The sequence below is a fragment of the Polyangium mundeleinium genome, from assembly GCF_028369105.1.
Classification (GTDB): domain Bacteria; phylum Myxococcota_A; class Polyangia; order Polyangiales; family Polyangiaceae; genus Polyangium; species Polyangium mundeleinium.
Window position 1 is genome coordinate 2586289 of the sequence record NZ_JAQNDO010000001.1, and the last position, 23128, is coordinate 2609416.

Annotated in this window: 19 protein-coding genes and 1 tRNA gene; 7 read left to right on the plus strand and 13 right to left on the minus strand. The window is 70.0% G+C overall.

Annotation, left to right across the window (positions count from 1 at the left end; translation table 11 throughout):
* The first annotated feature begins 47 nt into the window (after nucleotides 1-47).
* The 3 genes from POL67_RS10455 to POL67_RS10465 all read left to right on the plus strand — a co-directional run bounded on the left by POL67_RS10455 (nucleotide 48) and on the right by POL67_RS10465 (nucleotide 3242).
* Nucleotides 48-120 (plus strand) — tRNA-Ala (locus POL67_RS10455).
* A 78-nt stretch (nucleotides 121-198) separates the two neighbouring features.
* Nucleotides 199-579 carry a VanZ family protein gene (locus POL67_RS10460; RefSeq protein ID WP_271917095.1) on the plus strand — a complete coding sequence of 127 codons (381 nt, stop codon included), beginning with the start codon at nucleotides 199-201 and terminating at the stop codon, nucleotides 577-579.
* A 113-nt stretch (nucleotides 580-692) separates the two neighbouring features.
* Entirely contained in the window at nucleotides 693-3242 is a 2550-nt protein-coding gene (locus POL67_RS10465) for a DUF8740 domain-containing protein (RefSeq protein ID WP_271917096.1), read from the plus strand.
* 56 nt (nucleotides 3243-3298) lie between these two features.
* Here the strand turns inward: POL67_RS10465 and POL67_RS10470 are convergent, their stop codons facing one another.
* Complete coding sequence (locus tag POL67_RS10470) at nucleotides 3299-3592, minus strand: hypothetical protein (RefSeq protein ID WP_271917097.1); 294 nt, start codon at nucleotides 3590-3592, stop codon at nucleotides 3299-3301.
* Between the two features lie 32 nt (nucleotides 3593-3624).
* Nucleotides 3625-5373 (minus strand): OmpA family protein, encoded by a 1749-nt coding sequence (locus tag POL67_RS53520; RefSeq protein ID WP_271917098.1) that lies wholly within the window; start codon nucleotides 5371-5373, stop codon nucleotides 3625-3627.
* 147 nt (nucleotides 5374-5520) lie between these two features.
* Between POL67_RS53520 and POL67_RS10480 the strand changes: the two genes are divergently transcribed.
* A complete protein-coding gene (locus tag POL67_RS10480; protein WP_271917099.1) occupies nucleotides 5521-6696 on the plus strand; it encodes a tetratricopeptide repeat protein in 1176 nt (391 codons plus the stop codon).
* Nucleotides 6693-8825: a tetratricopeptide repeat protein gene (locus tag POL67_RS10485; protein WP_271917100.1), complete on the plus strand. Its 2133-nt coding sequence runs from the start codon at nucleotides 6693-6695 to the stop codon at nucleotides 8823-8825. Before POL67_RS10480 ends, POL67_RS10485 begins: the two co-directional genes overlap by 4 nt.
* Nucleotides 8826-8847: 22 nt before the next feature.
* Here the strand turns inward: POL67_RS10485 and POL67_RS10490 are convergent, their stop codons facing one another.
* From POL67_RS10490 to POL67_RS10500, 3 genes are read right to left on the minus strand one after another with little or no spacing between them, the layout of a single operon-like run.
* Nucleotides 8848-10098 (minus strand): tetratricopeptide repeat protein, encoded by a 1251-nt coding sequence (locus POL67_RS10490; protein WP_271917101.1) that lies wholly within the window; start codon nucleotides 10096-10098, stop codon nucleotides 8848-8850.
* A gap of 9 nt (nucleotides 10099-10107) precedes the next feature.
* A complete protein-coding gene (gene glmM / locus POL67_RS10495) occupies nucleotides 10108-11535 on the minus strand; it encodes a phosphoglucosamine mutase (protein ID WP_308789520.1) in 1428 nt (475 codons plus the stop codon).
* A gap of 32 nt (nucleotides 11536-11567) precedes the next feature.
* Entirely contained in the window at nucleotides 11568-12455 is an 888-nt protein-coding gene (locus POL67_RS10500; protein ID WP_271917102.1) for a glycosyltransferase family 2 protein, read from the minus strand.
* Nucleotides 12456-12588: 133 nt separating this feature from the next.
* Here POL67_RS10500 and POL67_RS10505 point away from each other — a divergent pair, with 133 nt between their 5' ends.
* Nucleotides 12589-14691 (plus strand): MXAN_6577-like cysteine-rich protein, encoded by a 2103-nt coding sequence (locus POL67_RS10505; RefSeq protein ID WP_271917103.1) that lies wholly within the window; start codon nucleotides 12589-12591, stop codon nucleotides 14689-14691.
* A 123-nt stretch (nucleotides 14692-14814) separates the two neighbouring features.
* Here POL67_RS10505 and tssD read toward each other — a convergent pair whose 3' ends face one another.
* The 8 genes from tssD to POL67_RS10545 all read right to left on the minus strand — a co-directional run bounded on the left by tssD (nucleotide 14815) and on the right by POL67_RS10545 (nucleotide 22537).
* Nucleotides 14815-15318, minus strand: coding sequence for a type VI secretion system tube protein TssD (gene tssD, locus POL67_RS10510; protein ID WP_271917105.1), 504 nt, complete (start codon nucleotides 15316-15318; stop codon nucleotides 14815-14817).
* 350 nt (nucleotides 15319-15668) lie between these two features.
* Nucleotides 15669-16508 (minus strand): AAA family ATPase, encoded by an 840-nt coding sequence (locus tag POL67_RS10515; RefSeq protein ID WP_271917106.1) that lies wholly within the window; start codon nucleotides 16506-16508, stop codon nucleotides 15669-15671.
* A 69-nt stretch (nucleotides 16509-16577) separates the two neighbouring features.
* Complete coding sequence (locus tag POL67_RS10520) at nucleotides 16578-16958, minus strand: response regulator (protein WP_271917107.1); 381 nt, start codon at nucleotides 16956-16958, stop codon at nucleotides 16578-16580.
* Nucleotides 16959-16987: 29 nt separating this feature from the next.
* Nucleotides 16988-18391 (minus strand): sigma-54-dependent transcriptional regulator, encoded by a 1404-nt coding sequence (locus POL67_RS10525; RefSeq protein WP_271917108.1) that lies wholly within the window; start codon nucleotides 18389-18391, stop codon nucleotides 16988-16990.
* A gap of 7 nt (nucleotides 18392-18398) precedes the next feature.
* Nucleotides 18399-20057, minus strand: a complete 1659-nt coding sequence (locus POL67_RS10530; protein ID WP_271917110.1) for a protoglobin domain-containing protein — start codon at nucleotides 20055-20057, stop codon at nucleotides 18399-18401.
* A 2-nt stretch (nucleotides 20058-20059) separates the two neighbouring features.
* Entirely contained in the window at nucleotides 20060-20482 is a 423-nt protein-coding gene (locus POL67_RS10535) for a hypothetical protein (RefSeq protein ID WP_271917111.1), read from the minus strand.
* Nucleotides 20483-20501: 19 nt separating this feature from the next.
* Nucleotides 20502-21722, minus strand: a complete 1221-nt coding sequence (gene clsB, locus POL67_RS10540; protein ID WP_271917112.1) for a cardiolipin synthase ClsB — start codon at nucleotides 21720-21722, stop codon at nucleotides 20502-20504.
* A gap of 35 nt (nucleotides 21723-21757) precedes the next feature.
* Nucleotides 21758-22537, minus strand: coding sequence for a GGDEF domain-containing protein (locus POL67_RS10545; RefSeq protein ID WP_271917113.1), 780 nt, complete (start codon nucleotides 22535-22537; stop codon nucleotides 21758-21760).
* A gap of 113 nt (nucleotides 22538-22650) precedes the next feature.
* Between POL67_RS10545 and POL67_RS10550 the strand changes: the two genes are divergently transcribed.
* Nucleotides 22651-23091 carry a universal stress protein gene (locus tag POL67_RS10550; protein WP_271917115.1) on the plus strand — a complete coding sequence of 147 codons (441 nt, stop codon included), beginning with the start codon at nucleotides 22651-22653 and terminating at the stop codon, nucleotides 23089-23091.
* The last annotated feature ends 37 nt before the right edge of the window (nucleotides 23092-23128 follow it).

Sequence of the window (23128 nt, forward strand, 5' to 3'; positions counted from 1 at the left end):
GACAAACGGGCTGGGAGGCTGTAGATACTGCGCCTCCCAAGCACGACGGGGCTGTAGCTCAGTTGGGAGAGCGCCTGACTGGCAGTCAGGAGGTCAGGGGTTCGATTCCCCTCAGCTCCACCGGCACGAAGGACGACGAGGGCGCCGCAGAACACGCGGCGCCCTTCGTCGTTTGTGGGCACGAATCCGGAGAGGAGCGTGCAGCGCTCGGTCCGCGTGTGGCGGCTCGCCCTGGCGGGGTACGTGGTGCTGCTCGGGATCATCTCGGGCCTCGCGTATGCGCGGGGGCTGCCGCTCGCCGTCCTGTCCACGCCCTACCTCGACAAGGTGCTGCACTTCGGGCTGCTCGGCGGCGCCTCGTTCCTCGCGCGGCGGGCCACAGGCGACGCGCGCGTGCCGTGGATCGGGCTGCCGGCGGGGCCCGTGGTGGTGGGGCTCCTCGCCACGATCGAGGAGTGCGCGCAGAGGTTCTCGCCGGCGCGGACCTTCAGCCTCGGCGACCTCGCGGCGAATCTGCTCGGCGTGGTGGTCCTCGGCTGGCTCGCAAGACCACGCCCGCAACGCCACCGCGGCGATTGACTGTTTTCTCGCGAGGCGTTTACGATCGAGAGGAGATCCACGCGCGCTCGATCGAACGCGCGCGCGTTCGCGGATCGGCTTCTGGATCCTTTCGACTCGGCGGAGCGCTTGGCATGAGGACTCACTCGATCCGGCGGTGGCTCACGGCTGCACTCCTCGCAGGCAGCGTGTCGGCGGCGGCCATGAGCGCGAGCGCGGCCGTGCCCGTGACGATCACCAACCAAGGGCGGCTCTTCGACGCGGACGACGCGCCGATCCACGGCTCGCTCACGGTGACGTTCGCGATCTACGACGCGGCGAACGCGCAGACACCGCTCTGGAGCGAGCAGCACAAGGTCGACTTCGACGAGGGGTTTTACTCGGTCTCGCTCGGCTCGATCGTGCCGTTCGAGAAACTCTTCGACGGCTCGGTGCGGTACCTGGGGATCACGATCGATAACGATCCGGAGCTCGAACCCCGCGCGCCCATCCAGAGCGTGCCGTACGCGTTGCTCGCGAACGACGTGAACGGGGACATCCACCCGACGAGCGTCACGATCAACGGGACCGAGGTCATCAACAACAACGGCGAGTGGGTCGGTCCGCCGACGGGGCTCGTGGGCCCGACGGGTCCGCAAGGTCCGGTCGGCGCGCAGGGCGCGGTGGGGCCCGCGGGTCCGACGGGCGTGATGGGTCCGGCGGGGCCGATGGGTTCGGCGGGGCCGATGGGCCCGATGGGTCCGGCCGGCGCGATGGGTCCGGCGGGGCCGATGGGTCCGATGGGTCCCGCGGGCGCAACGGGTACGACGGGCGCGACCGGCGCGGTGGGTCCCATGGGGCCGATGGGCGCGACGGGCGCGATGGGTCCGCAAGGGGCTGTAGGCCCCACCGGCGCGGTTGGAGCCATGGGTCCGCAGGGGGCGACCGGTCCTCAAGGAGCCATCGGACCCATGGGCGCGACGGGTGCAATGGGTCCGCAGGGGGCTGTAGGTCCCACCGGCGCGGTGGGTCCCATCGGTCCGCAGGGTGCGACGGGTGCGCAAGGGGACGTCGGACCCATGGGCCCGACAGGTGCGATGGGTCCGCAGGGGGCTGTAGGTCCCACCGGCGCGGTTGGACCCATCGGTCCGCAGGGTGCGACGGGTGCGCAAGGGGACGTCGGACCCATGGGCCCGACAGGTGCAATGGGTCCGCAGGGGGCTGTAGGTCCCACCGGCGCGATTGGACCCATCGGTCCGCAGGGTGCGACGGGTCCCGTGGGAGGGGTGGGACCCGCCGGCGCGACAGGTGCGACCGGTCCGCAGGGGGCTGTAGGCCCCACCGGCGCGATTGGACCCATCGGTCCGCAGGGTGCGACGGGTCCCGTGGGAGGGGTGGGACCCGCCGGCGCGACAGGTCCGATGGGTCCGCAAGGCCCGATCGGCGCGACGGGCGCCGTGGGCGCGCAGGGTCCCCAAGGCATCCAGGGCCCGCAGGGGCCGATCGGCGCGACGGGCGCCGTGGGCGCGCAGGGTCCCCAAGGCATCCAGGGCGCGCAGGGGCCGATCGGTCCAGCCGGCGCGACGGGCGCGACGGGCGCGCAGGGGGCACAGGGCGCGCAGGGCATCCAGGGGCCGCAAGGTCTGCAGGGCCCGGCAGGCTCGGCAAACATCAACGGCACGACGAACTACGTCATCAAGTTCACGAGCGCCACGACGGGCGGCAACTCGCGGCTCTTCGACAACGGCACCAACGTCGGCCTCGGCACCACCGCCCCGAACTCCCCGTTCCACGTCACCTCGGCGAGCACGGTCCGCACGATCCTCACCGAGAACACGACCACCACCGGCGCCGCGATCGTCGGCATCAACTCGGCGGCGGCCGGTATCGGGGACGAGGGGGGCGCGGGCGTGTATGGCGTGACGAGCCAGAGGGGCCTCGCGGCCGTGTACGGCGACAACAACAACACGAGCGGCACCGCCATCCACGGCGCGGGCCAGAACGTCAACGGCTACATCCTCGTCGCCGGCTCCGGCGGCTCGTTCACCGGCTGGGACACGGGCACCTATTCGAGGAGCCTCGCCCCCACGGGCGTCGCGCAGGCCGAGTACACCGACAACCTCGGCGCCATCGTCCGCGTCAACTACTGGAACGGCCTCACGCAATTCAAGATTTTCGGCGCCGGCACCGTCTCGACGAACGTCCACGACCCGACCGATGCCACGGGCCAGCGTCGCGTGACCCTCTACGCGCCCGAGGCGCCGGAGGTCCTCTTCGAGGACTACGGCGAGGCGCAGCTCGACCACGGCTTCGCCCACGTCGAGCTCGACCCCATCTTCACAGCCAACGTCCAGATCGACGAGCGGCACCCGCTCCGCGTATTCATCCAGCTCGAGGACAACGAGCAAACGCGCGGCGTGGTCGTGAAGAACAAGACCGCGACAGGCTTCGACGTGGTGGAGCTCGGCGGCGGGGCGTCCAACATGCCCTTCCAGTGGCACATCGTCTGCAACCGCGCGGACGAGCTCATGCAGAACGGGCGCCTCTCCCATTACGCGGATCTACGCTTCGGGATCGCGCCGGACGACCTCGCGTCGAGGCCCGCGCGCGCCGAGAACCCGAGCACGCAGGGCCCAAGCGCAGCCGCGGATCCGTCGCTCGCGTGGCTGCAAGCGCTCCTGCCGCTCATGCACAACGGGCAATAGCCGAACCTCTCCGCGCAGGCCGTTGCGCCGGGGCGCTGCCCCGGCGTGGCGGCCCCTCAGGGCTCTTGCGTGGCGCCGGGCATGCCGCCGTTCAGGCGTCGGCCTTCGGGCAATTGCTGGACGCTTTGCGGCGTTGGCTGGCCCATCGTGTAGATGAGCTTGTACTTGCCGTTGCGCACCTGGGTGCCGCCGGCGACGATTTCCGTCGCGGGGTGGCCCTTTGCCGCGACGGGCGGGGGCTCGTTCTCTTTGTCCTCGACGACGAGCAGGCCTCCTGCGTCGCAGCCGAGGACGCCCACCACCGCGAAGATCGCGAGGGATCCGACCGAGAGACGCGCGAGGGAAGCCATGGGTCGATTCTAGAGCCGGCCTCGGGCGAGGTTCAAGGCTCCTTTTTCTTGATGATCACGAAGTTTGCGCGGCGGTTCTGCTGGCGTCCTTCCTTCGACTCGTTCGAGTCGACGGGCACCGTTGCGCCGTAGCCTTTGGCGATGAGCTTCTCGGGTGGGATCCCGCGCTTGATGAGCCAGGCGCGCACCGAGTCGGCGCGGCTCTGCGAGAGGATCTTGTTGTACTCGTCGGCGCCCACCGCGTCGGCGTGGCCTTGCACCTCGATGAGCTCGATCTCGGGGTGCTGGAGGATCGCGTCGCGGACCTCGTGCAGGAGGTCGTCGCTCATCGGATCCACCGTCTGGTACTGGCTCGAGAGCCCGAACCGGAAGCGGATCTGGCGCCGGATGATGATCTCTTTTGACGTGACCTCGACCTTCGGACAGCCGTTGAGCCTGGCTTCTTCGTCGGGTTTTCCGGGCACGTCCGGGCATGCGTCCGTCTTGTCGGGGACCGTGTCCGCGTCGCGATCGGGCGGGCAGCCGTTCTTCTTCGGGTCCTCGTTCGGCACGCCGGGATCCTTGGGACAGGCGTCCACGGCGTCGCGGATGCTGTCGTCGTCCGTGTCGACGGGGCAGCCGTTTTTCTTGGGATCCGCGCTCTTCGCGCCGGGCTCGCTCGGGCAGGCGTCCTTCGCATCGACGATGGTGTCGCCGTCCGTGTCGGGCGGGCAGCCGTTCTTCGTCGGATCCTCGTTCTTCGGGCCTGGCTCGTTCGGGCAGGCGTCCTGTTTGTCCGCGATGCGATCGCCGTCGGTGTCGACCGGACAGCCGTTCTTGTGGGGATCGTCGTTCGCCGGGCCTGGCGTATCGGGGCAGGCGTCGCGTTTGTCGGGGATCTCGTCGCCGTCCGTGTCCTTGTCGGCTGGGGCGGCTTGGGGCTCGTAGCCGATGCTGCCGACCGCAGAAAAGACGGGCGTTCCATAACCCTGCGTGAGACCCGGGCCCGCGGCTGCGCCGACGACCAGGAAGGGCAGCGGGCGGAGTTTGGCGCCGAGGAGGAGCTCGGCCGAGACCGGGGACGCGACCGAGATCCGCGTGTCCGGCGTGTCGACGAGGATCTCGCGCGCGAACGGCGTCGAGAGCGAGAACTCGGGGCCGACCTGGAAGAAGTCTTTTCCGAACACCACGGCTGCGCCGGCGCGCGCGTCGAACGTGTGCGGACGGGCCGAGGCGCGCAGGGTCGTGCCGAGCGAGACGCTGTACAGGAACCGATCGACGCGCCCGCCCAGGACGACGTGGGGTTCGCCGCGGACCGCGCCCTCGGCTGCGTAGCCGCTCGGACCGGTGGGCGTGTAGAGGTACCCGCCGAGGCCGACCTGGAAGGCGCCGCGATCCGCGCCGAAGAGCCGCACGCGCGCGCCGATGCGCAGATCGCCGACCTCGGCCGATTGCGGCGAGGCGAACTGCGCGCCGAGGACGGTGGGGCTCTCGCCGCCCTGCGCGAGCGCGAAGGGCATGTCGAGCGAGACGAGCAGCCGATCCCAGAGCGCGAGCGAGGCGTTCACGTGCAGGAACGTCTGCTGCGAGACGATGGCGTAGCGGGTGTCGCCCTCCTGGATCGAGAGCGGGCTCAGGCCGAAGTCGACGACGGCCTTGGCGCGGGGCACGAGGTGTCCAGACACGCCCGGCGAGGGGACGCCGAAGAGGGCGTCGCCGGCGACGGAGGGCTGGAAACGTTCGAGGGCGCCGGTCGCGCTCGCTTCCTGCGCGAGCGAAGGGCACGCGAAAAGGAAGACCACGGCCCCGGCCAGGATCGACCGAGTCCGCCCCAGGCGGCGATCGAGGCGCATATCTGCAGAAAACCCTGACCACGCGTGAGCTGTCAAGCTGCGTGGCAGTCGGGACGCTTTCGCGGGGGCGACCGGGCGGAGTACAACGGCATGCCGATGGATCGCCGAACCGCCGCTCGCGCCGCGGCTTGCCAAGCTGCCTTGCGGCCCCTTTTGCTGGTCGCGGCGCTCGTCGGGGGGTGCGACGCGCTCCCCGACCTCGCTGTGACGCACCTCGGCCGGGGGGATCGCGCGCTCGTGGAGGGTCGGTACGGGGAGGCCCTCGCCGCCTACGCCCACGCGCACGAGCTCGCGCCGCGTGATCCGCGCGTGCAACGGGCGCAAATGCGGGCGCGGGTCACCCTCATGGCCGAGAGCCCCGCTCGGGTCGCCGCGGACGCGCTGGAGGACGTGGCGTACGAGGCGGAGGTTCTGCGCAGGACGGAGAAGGGCCTCGAAGCGGTGTGCCTGGCGGCGCTCGGCAACGTGCTCGCGCGGCGTGGGGACATGGAGGGCGCCCGGGCGAAGCTCGTCGAGGCGGTGAAGGTCGATCCGAACGTGTTCGCGGCCCAGGCGGCACTCGGGGCGTTCCTCCTGGACCGCCCGGAGGCCGCGGCGGAGGCGAAGGCCGCGCTGGAGCACGCGCTCGTGCTGCGGCCGGGCGCGGCGGGGCCGCTCGCGGGCCTCGGGAAACGGAAGCTCGCCGAGGGGGATCTGCCCGGCGCGATCGAGCGGCTCGTGGCGGCGTTGAAGGCGGGGGACGACTTCGGGACGCGGCTCGCGCTGGGCAATGCGCGTCTCCAGCAGGGCAACCACGTCGAGGCCGCGGCGGATCTCGAGCGCGCGGTGCAGATGTCTCCGCGGAGCCCGGAGGCGCTGAGCCTGCTCGGGCAGGCGCTGCTCGGCGCGGCGAGGCTCGACGAGGCGGAGCGGGCGCTGCGGGCGTCCGTGGAGCTGCGGCCGGACGCGGCGACGTCGATCGCGCTTGGCTTCACGCTGGTGCGGCGGAAGAAGTCGAGCGAAGCGCTCGACGTGCTCGGGGGCGTGCTCGCGGCCGATCCGTTGGCTGCGCCGGCGCTGCTCGGCGTGGGGATGGCGAACGAGGACCTCGGGCGCGCCGAGCAGGCGCTCGCCGCGTATCGCCGTCTGCTCGTGTTGCCGCTCGAAGGTCCGCAGAGGCAGCTCGTCGCCGACCTTCAGCGCGAGGCGAAGGTGCACGTCGAGGCGCTCGAGCTTTCGCAGGCGAAGGCCGCCGAGGCCGCCCCGGAAAAACCTCCGCAGGCGAAACGATGACCACGCGCTCGTTCGGCGCGGCGCTCGTGAGCTTCGTCCGGACGTACGCCGTGCTCCTCGGGATCGTGGGGCTCGGGGCGGCGCTCCGGATCCTGTGGAACGACGTCGCGTCGTATGCGCCCGCGGACGAGGCGTATTACGTCTCCTCGACGCAGTTTCTCCTGCGCGAGGGGTTGTCCGCCTACCCGCGGCTCGTCGCCGCCCACCTCGAACGAGCGGATCTCGCGGCGTCCCCCACGCCGCTCCGGTGGGGCTACTTCGTGATGACCTCGCTCGCGTGCGCCGCGGACGCGCCGTGTGACGGTCGCGCGCTCGCTTGGCTCTCGACGCTCGCGGGGATCGTGTCGATTGTCTTCACGTACCTGCTCGGCGCGCGCCTCGTGGGGCCGCGCGCCGGGCTCGTCGCCGCCGCGCTCACGGTGACGTCGCCGCTCCAGCTCGCGCTCTCCCGCCGCGCGCTCCAGGACGAGGTGTACTGCGCGGTCTTCCTGGCCGCGGCGTGGGCCCTCGTGCGGCTCGTCCAGGACGAGCGGGAGGCGCTCCGCGCGCGGGGTCGCGCCATGGCGCTGTTTGTTCTCCTCGCGACGCTCGCGTTCGCCGTGAAAGAGGCGTTCGTCTTTCCGTACGCGGGCCTCGCGGCCGCGACCGTCCTCGCCTCGCGCTCGCGCGTCCGCCCCGCGGAGGCGCTGCTCTTTCTGGCCCCGCCGGTCCTCTTCTTCGCGGGTTTCGTCCTCCTCGGCCGCGACGCTTCGGCCTTCGTCGAGCTCCTCCGCCTCACGCGGGCCTCGTTCCTCGACGACTACGGCATCCAGTACCAGAGCGGCCCGCCGCATCGGCCCCTGTTCGACCTCTTCGTGCTCGCGCCGATCGTCTGCGTCCTCGTGGCCTTTGCGCTCGCGCGTCTGGCCGAGCGTCCCCGCGAACACCGCGGCGCGCTCTGGCTCGTGTCCTTCCTGCTCGTCTCGCTCGCCGCGTTCGCGGGCCTGCCCAAGAACCTGCGTTTCCTCGTGGTCCTCGACCCGATCCTCCGTCTGCTCGCCGCGTGGGCGCTCGTCACGTTTCCCTGGGCCGGGCGTGCGCGCGGGGCCGCCTTCGCCGCGGCCTGGGTGATCCCCTCGGCCGTGCTCGAGCTCGCCCTGTTCCACGAGACGTTCATCACCTTTCGCACCTATGATCCCACCACGTACGACGTCCTCCGCGCGCTCGGCGCCCTGCCGGGTCCCGCCGCGCGTGCGGGCGCGAGCGCCTTCCCGTTCGTCTTTTTCGCGGCGCTCGGGGCCCTGCTCGTGGGGCTCGTCGTTCGGAGGAAAGTCGCCGTGTCGGAACCCGAAACCAACGCAGAGAGCAGGGACGAAGAGGCCGCGGAGATGCCCGCCGCGAAGGCCGCCGCGCGCGCGCCGAAAGAGGCCGGCGGGCCGAACTTCGTGGCCTTCTGGCTCGGCGCCGTCGTGGTCGCCGCGCTGGCGATCGTCATCGCCTGGAAGGCGTCGAGCCCGATTCCAGCGGGAAAACCGGGTGGCGCGGGCCCCTTGGCCGTGCCGCCGAACCCGCGCGCGGCCCCCACGCGGAGCCTCGGCGCGCAGCCGGATCCGATGACGCTCGGGCTCGCGGCGCTCTACACGCAGAACGATCCCGTCCTCGCGGCGGCGCGGTTTCGCGAGGTCCTCGCGCAAAACCCCGATCATTACGGCGCGACGTACCAGCTCGCGACGGCGCTCGAGCAGGCCGGAGATCCCCGCAGCGCACGGCCGCTCTGGGTGAAGATGGCGACGATGGCCGACGGGATCGGCGACATGAAGACGGCCGAGCACGCCCGCGCGCGGGTGGCCGCGATCGACGAGCGCGTCCGCGCGGCGACGATGAACGATCCGGAAGTCTCGATGCGGCTCGGGCTCGAAGCGCTCTACCAGAAGAAGGAGCCCGAGGCCGCGGCGGCGCATTTCCGCGCCGTGCTCGCGCACCACCCGGAGCACTACGGCGCAACGTTCCAGCTCGCGACGGCGCTCGATCAGCTCGGCCGGCCGGCCGAGGCGCGCCCGCTCTGGACGAAGATGCTCGGCATGGCCGAGGGCATCGGCGACACGAAGACCGCAGAGGCCGCGCGCGCACGCCTGGCCCAGAAGCCTTGAGCTCCTACGGCTTGAGTTCCTACTATTGGAGGCCCAACGACCGGGCGAGTTCGGCGCTGCGCGGGTCGCGGGGGTGTGCCTCGCGGAGCTTCTGCGCGTGGTGCTTTGCTTCCTCGACGACGCCGCGCCGGAACGTGAGGAGCGCGAGGTTGTAGCGCGCGTCCGCGAACGTCGGGTCCGCCCGCAGGGCCGCGAGGTACGCGGAGCGCGCGGCGTTGTAGTCGCCGCGGCGATCGGCCACGAGCCCGAGGTCGTACTGCGCCTCGGCGTCGCCCGGATCGGCCGCGACGAGCGGGCCAAGCGCACGAGCGGCCTCGTCGAGATCACCCTTTACGAGGGCCGTGGAGCCGACGAAGAGCACGGCGCTTCGGCCGGCCCCGAGCTCGACGGCGCGCCTCGCTTCCCGCATCGCCTCGGCGTCCTTGCCTTGACCGGCGAGCGCGAGGGCGAGCGCGTACCGCAGGCGTGCCTCCGCGCCGCCGAGGGCGAGGGCGCGCCGGGCCTCCTCCTCGGCTCGCATCGCCTGCCCGCTCAGGCCGAGCGTTTCCGCATGGAGGGCGCGCAGATTTGCGTCGCCAGGGCAATGCTCGTGGGCGGCGCGCGCGAGGCCTTCGGCTTGCACGAAGTCGCGGGCGCGGATGGCGATCTCGGCGTGTTCGCCCTGGCAGCGGCAGCTCCCGGGGTGCAGCCGCAAGCACTCGTCCGCGACGGCGCGCGCCGCCAGAAAATCCCGCGCGCCGAGCGGCTTCCGCGTGAGCTCGCCGATCGCGCGCGGGTGCTCGCCGTCGCGTCGCATCGCTTCCCACCACATCTGCATGGGAGAGGCGAGCCAGGACGACGCGGACGCGAAGACGAGCGCGCCGAGCGTGAGCACGGAGAGCGCCGCGAAGCGCCCTGCATGACGAGCGCGCGGGAGCTTCTTGCCTGCGAGCGTCGAGGCCGCGAGCAGGAGGGAGGCCCAGGCCGGGACCGCGACGAACACCACGCCCTGGCCGAGCGGCGCGCGGCCGTCACGGAAGTAGAGCGCGGCGCCGAGCGCGGCCGCGACCGCGACCCACGCGAACGCTGCGCTCCACGCAAATCCCCGCTGAGGCAACCCCCACGCGCGAAGCCGTACGGCGCCGTAGAGCACGGCGCCGAGCAGGAGCACGGCCAGGATCGCCGCGACGATCGGGTTTCCGGGGGGCGAGGGCTCGGGCGAGAGCAGCGGCGGCGCGAGCGCGAGCAAGAGAAGGCGCGCGGCGCGCGTCACCACGTCGAGCAGGAGGAGCACGCGCGGAATTTACCCTGCCGCGACGCTCGAGACGTCACTCTTTGCGGCCTCGACGATCTCCTGCGCGTACCGGGCGATCAGCGCCTCGTCCTCGCCCTCGACCATCACGCGGAGCTTCGGCTCCGTGCCGCTCCAGCGCACGAGCACGCGGCCCTTGCCGCCGAGCGTCTTCTCCACGCGGTCGACGACGAGCCGCATCGTCTGCATCGATTCGAGCGGCAAGCGCCGGACGAACGTGGCGTTCTCCAGCACTTGCGGGACGCGCTGCATCGCCCGCGACGCGAGCTCCGAGAGGGGCTTGCCCGACTCCAGCATGATCGCGAGGACCTGCAGCGCCGCCACGATGCCGTCGCCCGTGGTCGCGTGGTCGAGGAAGATGAGGTGGCCGGATTGTTCGCCGCCGAAGCTGTAACCGCCGGCGCGCATGGCCTCGACGACGTACCGGTCGCCGACGGCGGTGCGCTCGACGCGGCCCCCCTCGGCCGCGAGGGCGCGTTCGAGGCCGAGGTTCGACATGACCGTGCTGACCACGGTGCCGTGCGGCAGCTTGCCCTGGCGGAGGAGCCGGAGCGCGACGAGCGCCATGATCACGTCGCCGTCGACGATCTGGCCCTTCTCGTCGACCATGATCACGCGGTCGGCGTCGCCGTCGAGCGCGATGCCGAGCGCGGCGCCCTTGCGCACGACCTCGGAGGCGACGTGGTCGGGGTGCAAGGCGCCGCAGTCGCGGTTGATGTTGCGGCCGTTCGGCTTCACGCCGAGCGGGACGACGTCCGCGCCGAGCTCGCTGAAGACGAGCGGCGCGACCTTGTAGGCGGCGCCGTGCGCGGCGTCGCAGACGAGCTTGACGCCGTCGAGCGAGAGCTGCGCGGGGAAGGTGTTCTTGCAGAACACGACGTACCGGCCGCGCGCGTCTTCGAGCCGCATGGCGTCGCCGATGGCGGCGCCGGTCACGCGGAGCGCGTCGAGCTCGCCGCCCTCCATGAGCCGTTCGATTGCGGCCTCCTCGGCGTCCGGCAGCTTGAAGCCGTCGGGGCCGAAGATCTTGATGCCGTTGTCACCGTACGGGTTGTGGCTGGCGCTGATCACGACGCCGGCGTCGGCGCGCATGCTCCGCGTGAGCTGCGCGACGGCCGGGGTGGGGATCGGGCCGCTCAGCATGACGTGACCGCCCATCGCGCAGATGCCCGAGGCGAGCGCGGTCTCGAACATGTAGCCGCTGAGCCGCGTGTCCTTGCCGATGACGACACGCACCTTGCGGCCCTTCCCGCGCCGCGCGACGAACGCGATGGCGCGCCCGAGTCGCAACGCCATCTCGGGCGTCATGGGCGGTTCGTTTGCGGTTCCACGAACTCCATCCGTCCCGAAGAGCTTGCGTCCGCTGCTCTTGGTCAAAGGCTCTTGCTCCTTCTTCCTGGTCGACTCCGTCCTGGCCACGCCGCCACGCTAGCCGCGGACGTGGCCGAGCGTCAGCCCCCAGATGAGAGGCGTCCGTCGGTGAGGTCCTCGGGCCGGCAGGAGGCGGCGGCGGTTCGATGACGGTCCGGAGAAACGGGTTCTTTGGGAGGGGAAGAAATTCGAGAGGACGACCCGGCGCGACGGTCGCGGGAAAATCCGTTGGAGACACGTGGCCAGCGCGCCTCGAGCGAGGAAGCTGCGCGACGGGCAGCGACACGCCCAACCACATAGCCAATCGTGAAAACATGCCAGGGCCGGAGCCCGCTCGCTTCGCCGCGGTAGACGGGTTTCACCTCGACTTCGTGAATGCGATGTCCGTGACGGGCGAGCGTGCCGAGCAAGTCGTTCGGGTATCCATACCGCGCCCACATTCCCTCGTGGAGCAGGCAATCCATCGCCGCCGCGCCGATCGCCGTGTAACCGCACTGGCTATCCGATAACGAAGGCAATCCCGCCGCATGGCGCGTCATCCACGCGAGCGCCGAGGTGCCGAGGAGCCGGTGGAGCGGCATGTCCTTCCATACGGAGGGGTGGCGCAGGCGATCGCCTTTGACATAATCGGCTTCGCCGCGCGCCACGGGCCCGACGACGGCGGGAAGGTCGAGCGGATCCATCTGCCCGTCGCCCGCCATCACGGCCGCGACGTCGGCGGAGAGCGCCCGCGCCTCGCGATACCCGGTCAAGATGGCCGCCCCGACGCCGCGGTTTTCCGCGTGCCGCACGAGCACGAGGCGCGTGTCCCCCGCGGCGCGCGCGGCGGCCGAGGTGGCGTCGTCGCTCGCGTCGTCGACCACCACGACGTGGTCCACGAACGAAGGCACGGACCGCACCGTCTCCGCAATCCGATCCTCTTCCCGGAAAGCCGGGATCACCACGGCGACACGCACACCCGAGTACACGAGGCGACGCCTTAGCGAAATCGCGCGACGATTTCAACCCCAGGCGAAAACGTGCGCTGCGCGGACAAAGGACGCTCGCCTGGAGGAAACTCTGGTAAGGAAGGCCGTTCCTTCCAAACGGGGGACGTTCGTCATGACAAAATTTTCCAGCGTATCCAATCTTGGTTTCAAGAACGCGACGCTCGTGGCGCTGCTCGCCGTGGGATCGGCAGCCGCGTGGGCCGGGTGTGCGACCAGCACATCGGACAACTCCTCGGGCGGCGACGGGAGGGGCGGCGACGACGGGCCCGGCGGGCAGGGCGGCACCGCGGGCCAGGGCGGCGCCCCAGGGCAAGGCGGCGCGGGGATGGGCGGCGCAGGGCAGGGCGGCGGCTCGGTCTGCGGGCCCGGCACGACGCTTTGCGGGGAGGCCTGCACGGTCCTCGCGTTCGACCCGACGAACTGCGGCGCCTGCGGCAAGACCTGCGCAGCCGGCGAGGTTTGCTCGCAGGGCCAGTGCGGGATTACCTGCCTCGGCGGCACGACCCAATGCAGCGACCTCTGCGTGGACCTCGTGAACGACCCGAACAACTGCGGGGCGTGCGGCACGGCGTGCACGCAGGGTCAGGTCTGTTCGGCGGGGCAATGCGGGACGTCGTGCGTGGGCGCGACGGCTTGCAACGGCGCCTGCGTGGACCTCGATACGGATCCGGCGAATTGCGGCGCGTGTGGAACGGCGTGCCCTGCGGGCCAGGTCTGCTCGATGGGGCAATGCGCCGTCACGTGCCTCGGCGGCTCGGCCCTGTGCGGGTCGAGCTGCGTGGATCTCGACACGAGCCCGACGCATTGCGGGACGTGCGGCAACGCGTGCCCCTCGGGGCAGCTCTGCGCGGCGGGCATGTGCGTGAGCATCGGCGAATGCAATGCGCCGTTCCTGCTATGCGGTTCGCTCTGCGTTTTGCCAGCGTCGGACGCGTCGAACTGCGGGGCGTGCGGCAACAAGTGCGCCGCCTCCGCGACGTGCGTGGACGGGACCTGCCAGGTCTGCGACAGCACGACGACGGACTGCGACAACGACGGATGGCTCGCGAGCGAGGGCGATTGCTGCGACAAACCCGGCCTCTGCGGCGCCGAGCCCGAGAAGGTGAACCCGGGCGCGATCGAGGTCGTGGGCAACGGCATCGACGACAACTGCAATGCGAAGACCGATCTCTTCGATCTGGAAGACACGGTCTCCTGCGACGACGGGCTGGTCTCGAATTCATCGTCCCCGACTGATTACGCGAAGGCGCTCGGCATTTGCCGCACGACGACGGAGAACGCGCCGAAGGCGGAGAAGACGTGGGGCCTCATCAACGCCAAGCTCCTGCGCGCCGACGGCTCGCCGCTCACAGACATGCAGGCGACGTCGATCCGCCAGAGCTTCGGCGGCATCACGCCGGCCGTGCTGGAGGGCAAGAGCGCGGTCGTGCTCTCGAGCGGCATCGCCGCGGACGCGACGCAGACGAACCCGGGGCCGAACGGCGGCGCGCCGGGGGGCTTCAACGTATCGTCGGAGCACACGCCGGTGAGCAACGTGCTGATCTCGGGCGGCGGGGAGCATTCGGTCAAGGATTGGTTCGCTACGCCAAACCTGCCGCTCAAGCCCGCGAACGGCCTGCCCGACTCCCCGGGCTGCAATGCGAGCAACACGCCGGAAGCCGAGGACTCGGTCATGCTCGTCCTCCGGCTGCGGGCGCCCACGAACGCGCGGGCCTTCTCGTTCAACTCGTACTTCATGTCGGCGGAATACCCGGAGTTCGTCTGCACGAGCTTCAACGACCAGTTCATCGCGCTCGTCGACACGCCGACCGGCGTGCCGTCGCCGACGCCGAACCCGGTCGACAAGAACCTGATGACGTTCACGTCGGGCAACCAGAAATGGCCGATCGGGATCAACATCGCGCAGGGCACGAATCTCTTCGCCGTGTGCGACTCGCAGGCCGCGTCGCCGTTCTGCTGGGACACGAGCGTCAGCGCGACCTCGTGCTCGCTCGGCTCGTCGCAGCTCATGGGCACGGGCTTCGAATCGGACGGTGATTGCCTGATCGGCGGCGGCACGTTCTGGCTGACGACCGCGGGCAACGTGATCCCCGGGCAAATCGTGGAGATCCGGATCGCGCTGTGGGACGTGGGCGACGCGTCGTACGACTCGCTCGCCATCCTGGACGGCTTCCAGTGGCTCTCGGCGGCCACGCTGCCGGGCACGGGCGGCTGAGCAGGACGTAGGGATGGGGGGCGGCGCCCCCCATCGCATTCCCCGGGGTTGTCCCGGGACCACAAAATGAAACCGGGCGGCCATTGGGCCGCCCGGTTGGGTTTGCTGGGCGTCAGCCCAACATCAGGTGACCGGCGTCTCCCAGTCGTCCTCGGCCGTGATGCCGCCCTCGTTCCACGTCCAGATGATCTTCTGGTACGTGAACGCGATCTCCTCGTACTCGGCGTACTTCATGAGATCGGGGTTCCGGTTGTTCGGCATACGGAAGTTGATCGACGCGATGTTCGCGTTGATCAGGCGCACCGAGTAGTGGTTCACCTCGGTGCCGACGCCCTGCTGCGCCTTCACCTGCGGCGTGTAGTGCTTGAGCTCCCACTCCGAGATGTTCTCGTTGTTGACGAGCGAGCTGTAGAGCAGCGGCGACGCCTTATCGAGCTCCTTCGTCACGATGAAGGGCTTGTGCATGCGCTTGCCGGTCGGCAGGCCGCTCGCCGGATCGCGGGGGCTCATGATCTCGTGCGAGACCGCGATGATCATGATGCTGTTCTCGCGACCCTTCTGGGTCACGGAGCCCTTGATCTCGCCCTGCTTCTGCCCCTTCAGACGGAGATACGCATTGAGAGCCATGGTGCAAACCTCTTCCGTTTGGTCGCGCCGTCCCCTGGACTCAGTCTACGCCTTATTGCGCGCTGGCAGATGACGGTCTCCCAGCCGAACCCGAAGATCCGAAGACCTCCGTGTACGGGCTTTCGGCTTTCCCTCGTTTCCGCTCCGGCGTCAAGCAACTTCGTGCCGGCCGTTCGAGGGAAGTCGACCCGGCATCATTGCATTCGTCATGCCATCCGTTGGACCCCAAAAAGACGCAGCCACGACGTACGACTACCGTGTCATTGCGTGAATCTGGAGGGGGGGTGGGGCAAAGATCCTGGATCTTCGAGGCCCCACCGTGGGGAAAACAGGATCCAGGATGCGGCGCGTCAGGAGCGGTATTTGCGGCCGCCCGCGAGCTGATCGGCGAACGCGACGAGATCCTGCTCTTTCTTGAGCAGTGCGCCGAGGAAGGGGAGCGCCTGTTCGAGCTTCACCTCATCGATGCCGGCTTTGCGGAGCGCGGCGATCCAGTCGATGAGCTCACTCGTGGACGGGCGCTTGCGGAGCCGCGACATGTTGCGGATCTCATAGAAGACCGAAAGGACCTGATCCACGAGCGCCCGCGCGAGCTCCGGGTGGTGGACGTTGACGATCTGCCGCATGAAGTCGCGGTCGGGGAAATCGATGAAGTGAAAGACGCAGCGGCGCAGGAACGCGTCCGGAAGCTCTTTTTCGTTGTTGCTCGTGATGACGACGACGGGCCGCTCTTTCGCCACGTACTCGTCGCCCGTCTCGACCACGCGGAACCGCATGCGATCGAGCTCGTGCAAGAGGTCGTTCGGGAACTCGAGGTCCGCCTTATCGATCTCGTCGATGAGGAGGACCACGCGTTTCTCCGCGGCGAGCGCGCGGCCGAGGGGGCCGAGCTTGATGTAACGGCGGATGTCGCGGACGTCGCCGTCGCCAAAGCGCGAGTCGTAGAGGCGCTGGACCGTGTCGTAGACGTAGAGGCCGTCCTGCGCGCGGGTGGTGCTCTTCACGTGCCAGGGGATGAGCTCCGTTTCGAGCGTTTGCGTGATCGCCTCGGCCAGCAGGGTCTTGCCCGTGCCAGGCTCGCCCTTCACGAGCAGGGGGCGTTCGAGCGCGAGGGCGCAGTTCACCGCGGCCTCGAGGGATTCGTTCGTGAGGTAACCAATCGTGCCGCGGAAACGACGAAACTCCGTCATGGGCGGGAACCTAGCACGGAGAAACCCCCCGCGGGGCGCGCGGTTTGCGCCGGAGCGCAAGGCGTGCGCTCACGTGCCCGACCGATCGAGCTCCCTCGCGAAGGTCGGATAATCGAGCGGCTTCGTGAAGATTCGCGGCTCGGGATCAAATGCCTTGGCGCGCGCCGCGACGATCTCCGGATACCCCGTCACCATGAAGATCGGCAGCGCGGGGTTTTCGGAGCGCGCGTACTTCGCGACGGCGATGCCGTCGGCGTGCGGCATTTGCAGGTCGGTCACGAGGACGTCGGGCATGGGGGCGCGCGAGAGCCTGCCGATGGCGTGGGCGCCGTCGTGCGCGACCTCGACGTCGAAGCCGTCTTCGCGGAGCATCCGCACGAAGATACGCGCCGAGCGGATGTCGTCGTCCACCAGAAGGACCAGTCGCCGCGGCCGTTCTTGCGTGTCCACGCGCGGGGGTCCTACAAACCCCGTGCCACTCAGCCGGCGCCCTTTTTCTCTTTTTCCTTCGCGGCGACGCCGTACTCGTGCAGGCGGTACTGGATGGTGCGGACGCTGATGTCGAGCATCTCGGCAGCCTTCGCCGTGGAGCCGTTCGTCGCGTCGAGCGTGGAGAGGATCGCGAATCGTTCGATCTCGGCCATCGTGGCGCCGGGAATGCGCACGCCGCCCTTGGGCAACGGGGCCACGTCGATCGGCAGGTCGTCCTCGTCGATCTGCGGGCCCTCGCAGAGCACGACGGCGCGCTCGATCGCGTTCTCCAGCTCGCGCACGTTGCCCGGCCAGCGGTGCGCGAGGAGCTTGGCGCGGGCGCGGTCGGTCACGCCGTCGATCCGCTTTTTGTTCTCGACCGCGAAGCGCCGGAGGAAATGCATGGCGAGCAGGAGGACGTCGCCGCCGCGCAGGCGGAGCGGCGGCATCTCGACGTGCACGACGTGCAGGCGGTAGTAGAGATCCTCGCGGAAACGGCCGTCGTGCACGTCCTTCGCGAGGTCGCGGTTCGTCGCGGCGATGAGGCGGACATCGACCTCGACAGGGTCGTTGCCGCCGACCCGCTCGAACGTGCGCTCCTGCAAGACACGAAGGAGTTTGACCTGGGTCGCCGGCGGGATCTCGCCGACCTCGTCGAGGAACAAGGTGCCGCCGTTCGCCTGCTCGAACCGGCCCACGCGGCGTTTGTCCGCGCCGGTGAAGGCGCCACGCTCGTGGCCGAAGAGCTCGCTTTCGAGGAGGCTCTCGGCGAGGGCCGCGCAATGCAGCGTGATGAAGGGGCCGTTCGCGCGTGGGCTTTTCTTGTGGATGGCCCGCGCGAGCTCGCCCTTGCCCGTGCCGCTCTCGCCCGTGATGAGGACCGTGGCGCGGGCCGGGGCGACCTGCTTGGCGACGCGGTAGACCTTCTGCAGCGCAGGGCTCGATCCGATGAGGCCCTCGAACCCCTCGCCCTCGCGCTCGCGGAGCTGGCGGCGTAGCTCCTCGGCCTCGGCCTTGAGGTTCGTCCGTTCGATCACGCGCTCGATCGAGAACGCCAGCGCGTCGAAATCGACGGGCTTCGTGATGAAATCGTCCGCGCCGCCGCGCATGGCCTGGACGGCGGTCGAGACCTCGCCGAACGCGGTCACCATGATCACGGGGACGCCGGGGTACGTGGCGCGGAGCTTCTGCAAAAGCTCGAGGCCGTCCATGCGCGGCATCTTGAGGTCGGTCACGACCACGTCCGGCGGGCGCTCGGCGGCGATCTGCAGCGCGCTCGGGCCATCGGCCGCGGCGTCGACCGCGTAGCCCTCCTGGCGCAAAAGCTTTTCGAGGCCGGAGCGGGCGCTCGCCTCGTCGTCGACGACGAGCACGCGCGCCCTGGGTTTGCCCGCGATTTTCGTATCCGTCATGGGAGCCTCAAGGGAGGACCTTCCCCGCATTCCCCTCGGCATCGTGCGCGCCGAGGCGGACGGGGAGCGAGACACGGAATATCGTCCTGCCAGGGTGGCTGTCGACGTCGATCGTGCCGCCGTGGTCGGTAACGATGCGGTGAACGATGGCCAAGCCGAGGCCCGTGCCCTCGGGTTTCGTCGAGAAAAACGGGTCGAAGATCGGGGCGTCGGGGCTCGCGAGGCCAGGCCCGTCGTCCTCGACCTCGATCACGACGTCCCGCGGCCTTCGCCGCGCCCGGAGCGTGACGGTGCCGCCGCCCGTGGGGTCGAGCGCCTCGACCGCGTTTTGCAGGAGGTTCAGGAGGACTTGCTGGATCTTGGGCGTGTCGAGGTCGAGCACGAGCTCGCTCGCGGGCAGCTCCAAGGTGAGCGTGACGCCGGTCTGGAGCGCGCGGGCCTCGGCGAGCTTTCCGGCGCGCTCGCACACGGCGCGCACGGACGTGGGGCGGAGTTCGAGGGGTTTGGGGCGGGCGAAATCCAGGAACTCGCTGACGAGCTTGCCGAGCCGCTTGATCTCCTCGCCCACGATGTGGACGGCTTCGAGCTGCTCGCCGTCGGCGCCGCTCTTGCGCAGGCCTCGTTCGAGGAAGGTGACGTGGAGCTGGGCGCCGTTCAGCGGGTTGCGGATCTCGTGCGCGAGGCCCGCGGCGAGCGTGCCCACGGCCGCGAGCTTCTCGTTTTGCCGGAGCCGCACGGCGAGCGCGTTCTCGTCGGTCGTGTCGCGGCCGACGGCGAAGAGGACGATGTCGTCGTCGTCGCCGGGCGCATACGCGAATTGCCAGCGGACGTCGCGGATCTTGCCGGCGCGGGTGCGAACCGCGCTCTCGACGTCGGCGAGCGAGGCGCGGCCGTCGCGGCCGTCGAGGAGCGTTTGCAAGAGCCCCGCTTGCTCGTCGTGGAGGGCCTCGGGCAGGAGCGCCTCGTGGAAACGCGCGCCGAAGACCTCCTCGCGTCCGAGCCCGGTGACGCGCTCGGCCTCGCGGTTGAAGAGGCGGATCCTGGCCTCGCGATCGAGGCCCACGACGAGGACGCGGGCGAGCTCGACGGCGCTGACGTAGCGGTGTTCGGTGCGGCGCAAGGCGAGGTCGACCTCGGCGCGTTCGAGGCGCTCGCGCTGCTGCGTGCGCGCGAGGAAATGATCCCGGTAGCTTTCGAGCATGACCGCGAGCTCGAGGTCGAGAGCGCGGTCGAGCGCCTCGCGGCAGGCCCGCGCGTCGTCGCCCATGGCGTCGTCGACGACGCGGAGGAGCGCGACGCGGATGAGCGCCATCGCGGTGAACATGTAGCGCTGCGGGAGGCCGATCTGGACGTGGATCCGGCCGATTTCGAGGGTCTTCTTGAAGTACGCCTCGTCGTGCGGGCCGGCGCAGAGTCGATCCATCCAGCGGACCATGGAGCCCTGGAGCCGCTTGATCTGCGCCTCGCCGGTGAAGACGTCGTGCGCGTCGCCGTGCTCGCGGATGCGGTCATAGAAGGCCGTGGCGATGCGCTCGAAATGCGGGGCCGCGAGAGGCCGGAGCGCGCGGAGGAGGCGCGCGTCCTCCTCGCTGAAGCGCACGTACCGCAGGAGCTCCTGCACCAGGCTTTCGTCCGTTTCCGCGCGGGGAGAGGCCTGGCGATCCATGATCACGGGAGCTCGGGCGACGAACCGTCGTCCACGTTGCCCTCGATCCTGCCTTCGAGCAAGGGGAGGTCCGCGCCGAACCAGCCGATCCGGACGCCGCGATGGCGCAAAGCTTGCGCCTCGGATGCAAGGGGTGCATCCCCGGCCCGTGGAGGTTCGTTCTCCTCGGTCTCGCGCGCGTCGGGAGCGCCGGTGCAGACGAGGTATCGATCGCGGATGGAGAGGCCGGTGCACGCCGCGCAGAGGGCGCAGCGATCGACGTGGACTTCCTTGGAGCGGCGGGGGCACTCGACGAGCAATCCTTTGCCGCCGGTGCCGAGGACACGAATCGGGAGACGATGGACCTCGGGGAGCGTGTTCCGAGGCGGGGGCTTGCTGCTCGACATGATGAACGCGGGCGCCATGCAACGGGCGGGCCTTTGCATGTGCGGGCGCGTTTCGTCGTTACAGCCAATCCCGAAAGAGATAGGCGGCCCAGGAGGCTGCCCGCTCCCACGGCGGACGTTTTCCCCAGCTCGTCCGGGTGACCTCGTCGCAATGGGGGAGGTCCGAGAGGAACATGGCCTCCATCGCCAGCGCGAACCGCTCGTCCTCGATGATCGCGTTCGCCTCCAGGTTCTGCCGCAGCGATTGCATGTCGAGGTTGCTCGACCCGACGGTCGACCAATGCCCGTCGACGATCGCCGTCTTCGCGTGGAGCACGCGGCCCATCCATTCGTAGAGGCGCGCGCCGGAGTCGAGGAGGCGCCCGTAGATCGAGCGCGAAGCGTGCAGGACCGCCGGGACGTCCGTCGTGCCGGCGACCATGAGCCGGACGTCGACGCCGCGCTTGGCCGCTTCGTTGAGTGCGTGGAGGAGGCCGAGCGAGGGGAGGAAATAGGCGTTCGTGATCCAGATGCGCCGCTTGGCGTTTTTGATGGCCGCGCGGTAGGCGTCGCGGATGCCCGCGCGGCCGCGGTGCATGTCGCTCGTGATCACGCGGACGCGCGGATCCGGGCGGCGACCCGCGAGGCTGTAGCGCGGCTCGTCGAGCGCCGGGCCCTTGGCTTTCATCCAGGTGCGCAAAAAGAAATATTGCAGTTCGACCGCCGCAGGACCCTCGAGCGCGAGGTGCGTGTCGCGCCAGGGCGGGGCGCTATTCATGTCCTTCGGCGCGTAATCGCCGCAGATGTTGATCCCGCCGGTGAACGCGATGTGCGAGTCGACGATGAGCGATTTGCGGTGGTTACGCTTGACGACGTGGCGCAAGAGCTTCCGATTCTGGAGCGCCATGCGCACGGGGCGAAACTCGACGACCCGCACGCCCGCCTCCTTGAGCGACGCGACGTAGTCCCCCGAGACGGAGGAGCCCCAGGCGTCGTACAGGAGATTGACCTCGACGCCCGCGCGCGCGCGCTCGGCGAGGGCGCACGCGAAGGTCTGTCCGACGTGGTCGTCGCGCAGGATGTACGTCTCCAGGCAAATGGTGGAGCGCGCGTGCGCGATGGCTTCGAGCATCGCGGGGAAGGTCTGCGCGCCGTCGTGGAGGAGGCGCAGCCGGTGGTAGCCCACGACCATGTCGCAGAAGGCCGGCGTGCGAAGGAGCGTCGTGGGCGGCGGCACGGCGTCGATGGACAGGATGGCGTCGACGCTCGGAGAGAGCGGCAGACTGTCGCCTCGGCTCAATCGCGGATCCTTTCGAAGCCCAGCGTAGCGCAGAATCAGCCCGCGGCCCCCTCGCCGAGGGCAGACGTCCGCGGAGGAGAGGACGACGCGACGACCGCGCGATCTCGTCCCGCCTTTTTGGCCGCATAAAGCGCCGCGTCGGCAGCCTCGAAGAGCGCGAGGGGCAGGGGCGCGGCCGCAGCGTCGAGGTCGGCGAGGCCGATCGACACGGTCGGCGCGCCGGGCATGGCGCGCAAGGACGCGCGGATCCGTTCGGCGAGCGCGACGCCCTGCACGGCCGTCGTCTCCGGCAAGAGGACGGCGAACTCGTCGCCGCCGTACCGCGAGGGCAGGTCGATCGCGCGGCAAGATCGACGCAAGGCCTCGGCGACAGCGTGCAGCGCGACGTCGCCGGCCTCGTGGCCGCCGCGGTCGTTGATCTCCTTCAGGTGGTCGACGTCGAGCAGGAGGAGGGCGACGGATCCCTCGTACCGCGCGAGGCGCGTGATCTCCTCGGCGAGCCGCACATCGAGGTGCCGACGGTTCGCGAGGCCGGTCAGCGGGTCCTTCCTGCTGGCCGCGGCGAGCGCGTCCTCGCGTGCGCCGAGGGTGCGACCGAGCAGGACGAACACGAGCAGCGAGGTGACGACGAGGTACCCGAGGGTGATGGGATCGGCTTTGATCTCCGCGACGAAGAAGGCAGGCGTGGGCGGCGCGCCGGCGAGGAGGGCGCGGAGGACGAGCAGGCCGAGGGGCGCGCCGAGGGCGAAGAGGACGCCGAGGACGGGGAAGACCCGCCGGCGGGGCCAGCTTTCGGGGACGCGCAGCCATCGCATCGTGGACCCTGGTTGCCTGGAAGATCCGTGCCGGCGTGGCGTGACGAGGGTGCTGGGCGCATGGCACGGGTCGTGTTACGCCCGTGCCGCGTAGAACAAGGAGAGCGACGGATATGCACCGGATTCTGGTTGGCCTCGATGCTTCCCCGCGGGCGAAGGACGTGCTCGAAGCGGCGATCGACCTGGCGCGGCGAACGAGCAGCCGGCTCATCCTGATGCGGGCGATCGGGATCCCGGTCGAGCTGCCGCCGGAGGCCTACGCCTTGCCGCCGTCGTCGCTCGAAGGGCTGCTCGAACAAGAGGCGCTGCGCTACGTCGAGAAGGAGCTCGAGCGCGTGCCCGAGGAGCTGCGCGGGCCGGTGCGCGTCGCCGTGGGCACGCCGTGGCAGGCGATCTGCCAGGCGGCCAAGGACGAGAACGTGGACCTCATCATGATCGGGTCGCACGGCTATCAGGGGCTCGATCGGCTGATCGGGACGACCGCGGCGAAGGTCGTGAACCACGCGGACCGATCGGTGCTCGTGGTCCGGCAGGCCGAGAAGCTCACGTCGTGATGCAAGGCGTGCGGAGCCGCGCAAAGGCTGCGCCGCA

Coding starts and splice junctions, on each gene's coding strand:
- POL67_RS10465 (WP_271917096.1), top strand. CDS start 693: ATGAGGACTCACTCGATCCGGCGGTGGCTCACGGCTGCACTCCTCGCA.
- POL67_RS10470 (WP_271917097.1), bottom strand. CDS start 3,592: ATGGCTTCCCTCGCGCGTCTCTCGGTCGGATCCCTCGCGATCTTCGCG.
- POL67_RS10480 (WP_271917099.1), top strand. CDS start 5,521: ATGGATCGCCGAACCGCCGCTCGCGCCGCGGCTTGCCAAGCTGCCTTG.
- POL67_RS10485 (WP_271917100.1), top strand. CDS start 6,693: ATGACCACGCGCTCGTTCGGCGCGGCGCTCGTGAGCTTCGTCCGGACG.
- POL67_RS10505 (WP_271917103.1), top strand. CDS start 12,589: ATGACAAAATTTTCCAGCGTATCCAATCTTGGTTTCAAGAACGCGACG.
- tssD (WP_271917105.1), bottom strand. CDS start 15,318: ATGGCTCTCAATGCGTATCTCCGTCTGAAGGGGCAGAAGCAGGGCGAG.
- POL67_RS10515 (WP_271917106.1), bottom strand. CDS start 16,508: ATGACGGAGTTTCGTCGTTTCCGCGGCACGATTGGTTACCTCACGAAC.
- POL67_RS10525 (WP_271917108.1), bottom strand. CDS start 18,391: ATGACGGATACGAAAATCGCGGGCAAACCCAGGGCGCGCGTGCTCGTC.
- POL67_RS10530 (WP_271917110.1), bottom strand. CDS start 20,057: ATGGATCGCCAGGCCTCTCCCCGCGCGGAAACGGACGAAAGCCTGGTG.
- POL67_RS10535 (WP_271917111.1), bottom strand. CDS start 20,482: ATGCAAAGGCCCGCCCGTTGCATGGCGCCCGCGTTCATCATGTCGAGC.
- POL67_RS10545 (WP_271917113.1), bottom strand. CDS start 22,537: ATGCGATGGCTGCGCGTCCCCGAAAGCTGGCCCCGCCGGCGGGTCTTC.
- POL67_RS10550 (WP_271917115.1), top strand. CDS start 22,651: ATGCACCGGATTCTGGTTGGCCTCGATGCTTCCCCGCGGGCGAAGGAC.